At 36.2% G+C, this 11,198-nt stretch carries 10 protein-coding genes; 2 read left to right on the plus strand and 8 right to left on the minus strand.

The features are described from left to right. Window positions 1-156 precede the first annotated feature (156 nt). The 7 genes from EV211_RS09640 to EV211_RS09670 all read right to left on the minus strand — a co-directional run bounded on the left by EV211_RS09640 (window position 157) and on the right by EV211_RS09670 (window position 7,646). Window positions 157-1,332, minus strand: a complete 1,176-nt coding sequence (locus tag EV211_RS09640; protein WP_133529225.1) for an AfsR/SARP family transcriptional regulator — start codon at window positions 1,330-1,332, stop codon at window positions 157-159. A 162-nt stretch (window positions 1,333-1,494) separates the two neighbouring features. Next, window positions 1,495-1,800: a hypothetical protein gene (locus tag EV211_RS09645; RefSeq protein WP_133529226.1), complete on the minus strand. Its 306-nt coding sequence runs from the start codon at window positions 1,798-1,800 to the stop codon at window positions 1,495-1,497. Beyond that, a complete protein-coding gene (locus tag EV211_RS09650; RefSeq protein WP_133529227.1) occupies window positions 1,797-2,039 on the minus strand; it encodes a hypothetical protein in 243 nt (80 codons plus the stop codon). Before EV211_RS09650 ends, EV211_RS09645 begins: the two co-directional genes overlap by 4 nt. A gap of 4 nt (window positions 2,040-2,043) precedes the next feature. Beyond that, a complete protein-coding gene (locus EV211_RS09655; RefSeq protein WP_166635432.1) occupies window positions 2,044-3,219 on the minus strand; it encodes a M20 family metallopeptidase in 1,176 nt (391 codons plus the stop codon). A gap of 62 nt (window positions 3,220-3,281) precedes the next feature. After that, window positions 3,282-4,685, minus strand: a complete 1,404-nt coding sequence (locus EV211_RS09660; RefSeq protein ID WP_133529229.1) for a YfcC family protein — start codon at window positions 4,683-4,685, stop codon at window positions 3,282-3,284. A gap of 257 nt (window positions 4,686-4,942) precedes the next feature. After that, the gene (locus EV211_RS09665; protein ID WP_133529230.1) at window positions 4,943-6,310 is read right to left on the minus strand and encodes an amidohydrolase family protein; all 1,368 of its coding nucleotides are present in this window, start codon (window positions 6,308-6,310) and stop codon (window positions 4,943-4,945) included. Between the two features lie 451 nt (window positions 6,311-6,761). Continuing rightward, window positions 6,762-7,646, minus strand: coding sequence for an aldo/keto reductase (locus EV211_RS09670; RefSeq protein WP_133529231.1), 885 nt, complete (start codon window positions 7,644-7,646; stop codon window positions 6,762-6,764). Window positions 7,647-7,830: 184 nt separating this feature from the next. Here EV211_RS09670 and EV211_RS09675 point away from each other — a divergent pair, with 184 nt between their 5' ends. Both EV211_RS09675 and EV211_RS09680 read left to right on the plus strand, forming a co-directional pair. After that, window positions 7,831-9,693: a helix-turn-helix domain-containing protein gene (locus EV211_RS09675; protein WP_133529232.1), complete on the plus strand. Its 1,863-nt coding sequence runs from the start codon at window positions 7,831-7,833 to the stop codon at window positions 9,691-9,693. Beyond that, window positions 9,686-10,597, plus strand: a complete 912-nt coding sequence (locus EV211_RS09680) for a DMT family transporter (protein ID WP_133529233.1) — start codon at window positions 9,686-9,688, stop codon at window positions 10,595-10,597. The genes EV211_RS09675 and EV211_RS09680 overlap by 8 nt, the downstream gene beginning before the upstream one ends. 222 nt (window positions 10,598-10,819) lie before the next feature. Here EV211_RS09680 and EV211_RS09685 read toward each other — a convergent pair whose 3' ends face one another. Then, on the minus strand, window positions 10,820-11,092 hold the full coding sequence (locus EV211_RS09685) for a hypothetical protein (RefSeq protein ID WP_133529234.1): 273 nt from the start codon (window positions 11,090-11,092) through the stop codon (window positions 10,820-10,822). Window positions 11,093-11,198 lie beyond the last annotated feature (106 nt).

Here is an 11,198-nt window from a genome sequence, read left to right on the forward strand (position 1 = left end):
GTGAAACTTGCAAGTCGCTTTGGGGTTCGTCGGCAACTACGCCCCACGTGGACTTTCACCACAGATTGACGGCATGCCCGTCATACTTAAAAAAATGAAATGTGCCTAGCATTCTTGGCACATTTCATTCCAACTATATTATTATGTTTTTATTATCTACTCTGAAATCAAGTCAACGTGTAGACGCATATCTTGAAGGTATTCATATAGCGAACGTGAAAAATCATCCATTTCATTCTCTGCAAGTATGATGATTTTAAGTCTGATCGAATCGCTAATCTTCTCAATTAGCTTAACGAAAGCAACTGCTATCCTAACATCTGGCACTTCAGTTCTTGCACTTGTTTCTCCCAAGCTATTAGCTATATCGGGTTGTATATAGCTTAGATCCCTCAATTGAGTGTCCGTTAAATAATCCTCCAACTGCAACCCTTCAACTTCTAATAACGACTTTATTACAGACGCCATCCAAAAGTATTTTATTCCATTAATGCATTTCGTTTTAATACATATGCGCTGTTTATTATTTGTATCAAAGTCAGTTTTCCCCAGCTTAACACCTTTTGAGGGCCTTTTACTAAGTTCATAAAACTTTGCTGTCAATTTCTTCGATGGTTGTGTGCCCAACAAATTTACAAGCCGGTTTTTGTAGGTATTATAATATATAACAGCCAAACTGTTCTTATCCTGTAATTCGTAAATTTCCATGATTTTAAGCACTATGTCTTCATCGTATGGAGCAAATTTAACTGTTTCTTCCAAAGTGTTGAGGCATGAGTCTAAATCGCCCCTATTTTCGTACTGCTTTGCCAAACGCAAAAGCAATTTGACTTTAGCTACCTCAAATAAATTACGCTCATATATTATCACTTCATTAAATTCATTGCATTCCTTAAAATAATAGCCTTCTAAGAGCTCTCCATTAAAAAAGTGCCTCATTGTTTCAAGATCTTCCAAATCATCTATATTATCATCAAGTAAGTCTTTTATTAATGCAATGTCACATTGATATTCGTAGTCTTTATTAATGCTACATCTTTCCCTATCTACACAGAGGAATTCATTTCCATTGCCATCTAATCCAACATTCTTTTTAATTGTCCATAAATTAAATCTTAAATTGTACTTTGCAGACTTGTCGTTACTATTCGGCCACAAATATGCCAATATTTTTTCTCTATTGCAATAACCGTTTCGATTTATCATTAGAAGGCATAACAACGCTATAGCCTTACTCCCAAATTCTTTAGTAATATCTTGTTGATTAAATTCTATTCTTGGCTTGCCTAAAAAACTAATCTTCAGTAGTCCTCCGCAATCACTGTACCTCATTTATACACTACTTTCCCTGATTTATTATACACTATACCTTACTATCATATCCCTCATATCAATCATGTTGCTATTATACCACCATTACCATCAATAATAACTAATAAATCTTCAATCAAACGGCTCTTTATCTCTCTTGATTGAAGATTGAATAGCTTCACACTATTGTTTTCTGAACTTATGGTGATCTAATACAAATAATGCGATAACCACTATCATGCCTACACCAAATGCAATAATTGGTTTCAATGAATATGCTCCAATGTTCAGTGCCCATATTCCACATACTACTGCTATAAAGCACAAAAGGATAAGACGGTTTCCAAAAAGTTTACAATACCCCGGTAGATTATTAATATTTGCCAGCATTCGTTCAGGTATCCAACTTGATTTTCCACGTTGTATTACAGAGCCAATAACAAATAGTTGCAGTGCTATAAATAGCATTAACAGTCCAAATAATTTCATTGCTCCTTATTCTCCTTAATTGATAATGCAAGGCATATCAAAACATATGCTAGTGCAAGCGGGATTGTAACCGTGCATAGCAATCCGTACATTGTTACTTTATGAATAGCAAACATATTTATTGCCATAGTTATCACCGCAGCTACAATCATAGCTTCTTTGTTAAAGCCTTTTTTGACAGCCGCTACTAACGCAGCAATCGCAGCCAATGGTGGTATTATCATTAATATGTAAATCATGTTGTTAACTCCTTTCGAAGTCCTCCTTCATTGATTTTATCTTATCATCATCGCTAAATAACTTAGCTATACTGAATGCTATGATCTTCGCTCCAGTAGCAAGGGTTTCATGTGCCCTATCAGTTTTCATTTGTTCTGCAAACTCACGAGTATGGATAGGCACCCCATGATCTACAACCTGTAGACACGGCTGAAATGCAGGGCATACAAAACTAACATTGCCCGCATCTGAGGATCCAAATATTCTATCAGGATCTCCGTTCAGAGGCACACCTAACTCAGTGTATGCTTCTTTAATGGCATCTGATCCGGTTTTATTATATTTGAGGTTATCATAGGGAGAAGCGGTCTCATATTTATCCCATTTTGCCTGTGTGGCAAGAGCTCCTGCCTCGGCACAATTATCAACTTTCTTAACCAGATTGTTAAGATAATTTCTATCCAATGCCCTGATATATACTTCCGCATCTACCTCTTCCGGTACGATATTGGGAGCCTCCCCGCCATGACGAATTATGCCATGCATCCTGACGTCAGGAGTAACATGTTGCCTTAGCATGTCTATACCATGAAACATAAGTTGCGCCGCATTGAACGCATTTATACCGTCCCAAGGAGCAGCGGAAGCATGTGCTGCCTTGCCATGAAAATTATACATATACGAATCAAGCGCCAACAGTTTTGGATCTACTATGTTTTCATCATATAGATGAATCATCAATGCCATATCATAGTTGTCAAAGACGCCGCTTTTTACCATTGCACATTTGGCACCATCCGTCTCTTCCACTGGTGTTCCAACAATATGGATATCAGTATCAAGCTCATCCTGTAATTTAGCAAGCGATAAACCCGCTAGAATGCTGATAGATCCACTCAGGCAATGGCCACATGCATGACCTATATCTGGCAGGGCATCATACTCTGTCATTATTGCCACTTTATGTTTGTGATTATCATTTCCATAAACACCTTTAAAAGCTGTAGGTAATCCTGCAAAAGGATATTCAACTTCATACCCTTTCCCATTCAATAATTCGACTATTTTCCTTGAGGTTTCGTATTCCTCTCCGGATAATTCCGGATGGTCTGCCAAGTCATCATTTAGCCCCTCAAGTTCGGATTTGTATTTATCAATGACTGATACGATACTATCTGTAATTTCTTTATACTCACTCATATTAATCCCCTCAAAAAGAGCTGGCATATCCACTGGATATGCCAGCCCAACAAATCACTTTCTTAAAATGGTCCAAGATCGATCATCTGTGCTATTACAACAAACACAGCACCAAGTAAATACTCTAGCCCAATCAAAGGCAATATCCATTTTGCCCATTTTGACCAAGGAACTTTAGCCAAAGCTAAGCCTGCCATAAAGTATCCCGAAGTAGGTGTAAAGATATTAGATATTCCATCACCTAACTGGAAGGCTATGCAAGCAGTCTGCCTATTAACTCCTACTAGATCACCAAGTGGTGCCATAATTGGCATTGATACTGCCGCCTGTCCAGAGCCTGAAGGAACGATGAAGTTCAGCAAGCACTGGAATATGTACATTCCTATAGCTGATACCATCGATGGCAATTGTCCCAAGCCTGTTGCAGCTGCATGCAATATAGTATGTAGTATATTACCGTCTGTCATCACAACTAATATGCCTCTAGCAAATCCTACTACCAATGCGCCTGACGCTATGTCAGCCATTCCTCTGCCTAACGTGGCAGCGTAATTATTAAAACCTAACTTTCCAATAATTGCGACTATCATAGACATTCCAAGAAACAATGCTGCAATCTCATCCATATACCATCCGAACTTAATAACGCCAACTACCAGCATTACTACAGCTGCCACAAATACTACTAATATACCTTTTTCTTTCGCTCCAAATTCCTGAAGTTCTTCAAGGTCAATACTGTCCTCTCTAGTTACATCGAATTCGTGCATCGATGACAGGCTAGGATTTTTCTTAACCTTGTGGGCATATCTCATGACAAATGTTGTAGCTAATATCACCATGCATACATACATTACAAGTCTAAAACTCATGCCTGATAGCAATGGTAACTTTGATATTCCCTGTGCGACCTGAATAGTAAACGGATTAATAAATGCACCTGCAAATCCTGCGCCTGCACCGCACAAAACTACGGCCGCTCCTGTCATGGAGTCATAGCCCATAGCAACACACAATGCAACGAAAATTGGTATAAACGGAATAGTTTCTTCAGCCATTCCAAATACTGAACCACCAAGCGAAAATGCGATCATTATTATTGGTATAATAATAATTGTCTTGTTCTTCATGGCTTTAATCAGTCTTCCCATACCAGCCTCGATTGCCCTAGTCTCTTGGACTACCGCGAACGAACCACCAACGATAAATATAAAGAATATTATCTGAGCGGCCTCCTGCATTCCTCTAGGCACCGATGTCAAAAATTGCATCAGCGATACTGGCGTTTTTGCTATGTAATGGAATGTAGAAGCATCCACTACCTCACGACCTGCGATTGTTGTCATGTTGTATTGCCCTGCTGGAATTATGTAAGTCAAAATACTAAAAATTCCGATTAAAAACAGTAGCAGGATATACACATGTGGGACAGCAAATCTTTTTTTCTTTTCTGCGTCCTGATTCATAATAACCTCCTAATAAAAAGTAATAAGCTTATAACAATTATATTATAGTTTAATATGGTTTATATATTTGTGTAAACAACGTTTTATCATGAATAAAAACTCAGATAATTCGCTAAATATAATTAAACGTATTAATAAACTAAAGTTTAAACGTAGTTGGCTTTCATTAGCTTTTTACCCTGCTCATATTTTAAACAAAAATAAAATCCAAGGCAACATTCACGCTAAATGCCACCTTGGACTAATGGTAATTATACTTAATCTACTACTTTATTGAAATTAATAAATTCTCCTAATCTATCATTAATAATATTACTGCCTTTGATAGCGATCTCACCATCTACAATAACATAATCGATTCCCTTAGGTCCCTTGTCTGTCTCTTCATAAGTTGCCCCATCTATGATTTTATCTTTGTTAAATATTGTCAAATCAGCATCGCAGCCCAGCGCTATTCTGCCTTTGTTAAAAATGCATAAACGGTCTGCCGGTTCTTTGGTCATTTTTCTAAGCGCATCATATAAGCTAATAACCTTTTCTTCTCTCACATACTTTCCTAATACTCTTGGGAATGTGCCCGCCGCTCTAGGGTGTCCATTGCCGTTATTAATGATTCCGTCACTTGCAATCATACCATATTTATCAGCCACTGCTTCAGCTATTTCATCCTCGTTCATAACGAATGCTACCGCCAGTATTTCTGGGTAGTTCAGGCGCGCATCCTCGAAACTGCTTTTTGTGCAACGCTGGTTTAGATATGGCTCTTCTGTTAGCATAATATCACTATAATTCTTATGCCATTTTTCTAGGCAGCCATCTACGAAAACCTCTGAACCCATAGTGGTTGAAAATGCGTTATATGGATAAGTATCGTAATTTAGCCTCGGGTTCTTGATCATCCCTTTATGTATCAACTCCAATGCTTCGGACATTTGCCCCATTGCCGAACAACTAGAAAGATGGGATATTTGAAACTTCTGAGGAATCGCTTCTCCAACTTCCATCATCTCCTTAATCGAAGCTATAGCTATATCATTGTCTCCTCTGTAATGAGCTGCGACAATATCTTCTTTTCTCTTATCCGCACCTACCGCATATAATACTTCATCAGTAGTGATTCCTGGATCATATTCAATTCCGAATGATATCCCGCATGCACCTTCTTCTAGTTCTTTGCTAATCATATCTCTAATTGTGGACTTCTCCGCCAAAGATGCTTCTTTATGTCTATCTATTCCTAAAGTGTATCTACACTGGTTATAGCCTGAAAGCATCATATAATTTATAGGTGCACCACCTAAGTCTTTAATAGCATTTTTAAACAACGGCAACCCTTGATGTTGAATCCCACAATTTCCACCAACTGCAGTTGTAACTCCCATTTTCAACATCATATTAGCAATACAGTAATGAGAACCTTCTTCCTTAAAATTCTCCTCATGCATGTGTATGTCAATAAATCCCGGTGATACGATATCACCTTTAACATCTATTACTTCAGTAGCTTCCGGTTCAGATCTGCCCATATAATCTATCTTACCGGACTTGATACCAATATTCCCTTCAAGAATCAGTCCCTTTTCAAAATCCGGATATAAACCATTGATTAATAAAATATCCAACATACCACTTACCTCCTGTACTATTATTGATAAACGAATAACATATTATAGCATTTCAAATATATTCTTTCCAGTAAATTTATGAATACTATATGAATAAAACTGTAATTAAAACGTATTCAAAACCCCTATACTTTCATTGAAATATTCTTTGTTGAGCATCATTTTTTTGATGTGGAATCGTATCCATAATGAGATGAGATAATTATGAATTACTTAGTAATTGGTGAACACATTGAAGAATTATTAATAAAACTTTGCGATGCTTCTTAACTTTCAGAAATTTCGATAATTAAAAATAGAGCCAAGCGAAAATCAAGTATGGAGCCAACCCTAGCCGTCTAGCGAATTATTATTCAGTTGACATATGCATTTATAGCATCTAAAACCATACTTTGTTAACTATAGGCTATAAATGCTCCTTAATCAAATCTATAGCTAATGCTAACATATGCTAATACTTTTCCATAGGTACTTTTAAAATAGGTGCCGAAAACGATAGCGATAGTTGTTCCAAATCATCTTCGGATAAAACAATATCTGCTGCTGCTGCATTTTCATCGATATGATTAAAACTTTCTGCTTTGGGTATTGCGGCCATATCATCAAGTCGTAATACAAAAGCCAATAGTAATTGCACTATGGAAATATTGTGACGTTTTGCAACCTCAATTACATTTTTATCTGTCATGAGCATGGATTTTGAAACGCCATCTTGAGTTGTTAGTGCCCCAGCCTGTCCTACCGGACTATACGCCATAAACGGAACACTCCTTTCTCTTTGCCACTCTAATAAGTCATATTCTATGCCTCTAGTCCCCAAATTATATAGGACCTGATTTATTTGGCATTTCCTACCATCTGTTACGTTCCACAAATCCTTCATATCTGCTATATCGAAATTAGATACCCCCCACCTTATTATTTTTCCAACACTTTTCAATTCTTCCATGCAGTATACTACCTCGGCTAAATCTGCATTTTCTCTCCAATGAAGAAGATACATATCTAAATAATCTGTGCCAAGTAATTTCAATGACCGCTCCAGGCTGCTATAGATATGATGTCTATTAGCATTCTGAGGGTATACTTTACTTACTAGATATACATCTTTCCTATCAATGTTCCTAATAGCATTGCCAGTAATATTCTCTGCTTTCCCGTCTGCATACATTTCCGCCGTATCGATGAGATTCATTCCTATCGATATGCCATATCTCAATCCTTCAACTTCACGTTGATACTTTGTATCATCTTCTCCCATTTGCCAAGTACCTTGGCCTAGCTTTGGTATGTAAGATCCATCTGGCAAAAGTATAGTTTTTTTTTCATTACTCATATGAGACTCCTCCTCTACACTATCTAACTAATTCCAATTCTACCCTCCGATATAGAAAGGAGCAATAATTTTATTGCTATAAAAACAAACTTTATTGCGATTAATTGTTTATTATTTTACCCAATTTCCACTATTATAATGTATAATCACTGTATAGACTAATTACTGAAAGGTGCTGATTATTATGCTTTTTGAAAAAACCGCATATCTTAATGATTTTCCTGTCAACATTCGTATTTTCAGCGTTAACGAATACCCAATACACTATCACCAGGATATTGAAATGGTTTATGTGTTAAAAGGAAAAATCCGCTACAAAAGTGGCTATTGCAATTATATCCTTAAAGAGGGTGATGTGTTCACCAATAATGGTCATGAAATACATGCTATGTACAGAACCGAAGAAGAAAACGTAGTAGCTGTCATCCAAATCAATAATATGTACTTTACTCAATACTTCCCAGACCTTTATACTAGTTGTTACAGGACATATTCTCCCAAATATGATGATAAACTTGAAGAATTGAGAAAGATGCTACTTAATATGATTACCGATTATCTGAAAAGAAGCTTTGACTATAAAAACCAATGCACCAACGCAATGATCGAAGTTGTGAAATATCTGAACAAATACTTTAATCTTTTTGCTCTCAAAAATAATGTTATTGTGTATTTTGATAAAGACAATCCTATAATTGTCGAAAGAATAAGCCGCATATTGAATTATTTATATCAGAATTACAGTAATAAAATCACACTTGAAAATTTAGCGCAAAAGGAGCATTTGAGTCCATACTATCTTTCACATTTTATAAAAGATTGTACTGGGCTTAGTTTCCGTGAATTTCTAGGGTTTGCCAGAGTGGAAATGTCAGAAATTAATTTATTAGGATCTAATGACAAAATCAATGTCATAGCCCGTGATGTAGGCTTCTCGACTACATCATATTACAAAAAGAACTTTTTAAGATGGTTCGCAAGGACTCCCGAAGAGCACCGCAGAATCTATCAACCGCTAGTCAAAAGCATGTACAGATCCGAGGATATTAAAATCATATCTACAAAGAGTTCTTTAAACATAGTTAGATTCTGCCTTTCTTCACTTATTTCACAAGGGAATAATGCCTCATCAATCAGCCAATTAAAACTAGACATAAATGTCAATGTGAATGACAAACCTATTCTTGAAATTAAGCATGCTATTGAAATGGCAGTGACCCTGGAAGATTTTGATGTAATGAGTTATACACTTTTTGATCAATTGAGAAATATGCATGTAAATAAAGTAAATTTGGTGTCTAGTGGCAATGATAGTTATGATAGATTATTGGAGTTTGCAAATCTATTAAAAAACAAAGGTTTTTCTGTAACTGTTACAAGTGACAACTTCCTAGATGAAGTTTCAGATTATGGCAATGATTCAATAGCCGCGCCTATTCATGTGTTTAATACATATCTATTATCGGATCAATATTATATACCTGTGAAATTACGCGACCAAGGAGACAAGAACATATTGTTAAAAGGCCGTCCATCAATATTAACATCCGAATGCATAAAGAAGCCCTCGTTCTACGCTTATTTATTATTATCCCGACTCGAAGGTGACTTAATATGCTGGGGTAAAAATTACTCTGTGATCAGATACAATGAAAAAAAACCTTCATACTTTATAATTACATATAATTATAATGATGCTATAATCAGACTATGCACTAGTGCAAACTCTCTCCATGAAACAAACGATGTGATAAACGCCTTTAATGATGAAATCGATATGAATATTAATCTAAAACTTAATTCCGGAAAATTCTCGGTCTTCAAATATACGTTGACCAAAGAAAACAGTATTTTTAATTATGCAGCTCAAATGGATTTCCCGATAAACATACATCCGCTTGATGGTTTTTCTCCATTATTATTCACTTCTCCAAAATCAGATGCTTATCTCGATGAGGCAAATGAATACTTATATACTAATTTTTCAATAAGAGGCGCAGGTATTCAAGTTGCAATTATACAACCGACAGGAGTGACGAATGAATAACAGTAAAGTAGAATTACTATCTGTATTGGGACTTCTTTTGGCAGCAATTCTATGGGGTACTAGTTATCCCGCAACTAAAATAGTAGAGCATTGTCCTACTTTCTATACTGTATCTATTAGATTTATTATTGCAGCTATTGTGCTATGTTTACTCTATTTTAAAAAAATTACCAATATGAACCATGACATCTTAAAATACTCATTTCTCTTGTCGTTTTTTATCATATTCATGTATGTCTTCGCAACTCTGGGAATTAAATACACAACATCGTCAAGAGCATCTTTCTTCACATGCTTAACTTTTATTATGGTTCCGCTACTGAATTTGATTTTTTTTAAAATGAAACTTACGAAAATAACACTAATCAGTGTGCTCATTTGTCTTGGAGGAATATTCTTATTAAGCTATCAACCCAGCGAAAGAGATTTTTCACTAAATCGTGGCGATCTATTATGTATGCTAGCTTCATTGGCAGGTTCATTACACATTATTTTTCTCGATCGTATTACTAAAAATGATGACATTGACCCAATGCTATTTACAACATTTCTTATGATATTCGTTGCGGTTTGGGGGACTCTAGTTGCACTATTTAAAGGCGACTATTCATCTTATGCAGTTAACACTACGGAATTTCTCACAATTGCTTTCCTTGGTATTTTCTGCAGTGCTGCTGCTTTTCTTCTTCAATCGATATGTCAAAAATGTGTTCCCTCTAATAGAGTGGGTGTGATCCTAGCTATGGAACCAGCCTCAGGATGCGTAATATCAGTCATCATGTTAAAAGAGGCCATGAGTTCTGCGGGATGGATTGGTGCAATCTTAATAATGATTAGCCTACTTTACATGGAAATCTCTACTAATAAATTGAATCATTTTAATAATAAGCCACCTACGCAATAATAATATTCCGGTGTTTTCCCTTCATTATCCTACCATTATAATTCACATCCAAACATATCCTTAATAAGCTAAACTGCATTACCTCCTAGTGGTTCAATTGCATATAGCATAGTGTCGGGGAATCTACATGATTCATTCTCGATACGAGCACCGTTGCAACATAGCTCACATTCTTAGGCATAAAGGGCCACACAATCCGTAATTTTTTTTCCAAATCAAGCATCACTTTATTAAATCTATGTTTTCATTATGAAGGCGTTTTTCAGCCTCTCTTGCTGCAGTAACACTCTCGAGGGATACCTTATCTATTATCACTCTGAATTTATTATACTTGTTCCAATATATTTCCGGGTCAAAATCAAAACCAAGCCAGAACCAGGTCTTACCATATCCAGAACAGCTTCTACACTTTCCTAGAGTCATAGCTAAATCATAGTATTTATCCATGAATTCTATAATTGTAAGCTCTTCTATATACCTTTCCACTTTATACATTTTGTCTCCCTAATCGAGTAGGGGCTAACAGTAGCCCCTCTCACACCACCCAGCATGCCGTTCGGCACTGGGCGGTTCAATTCATATAATAATCTAAACAACTGAC

It is taken from the genome of Aminicella lysinilytica, from assembly GCF_004362975.1.
In the GTDB taxonomy this organism is placed as follows: Bacteria; Bacillota; Clostridia; order Peptostreptococcales; family Anaerovoracaceae; genus Aminicella; species Aminicella lysinilytica.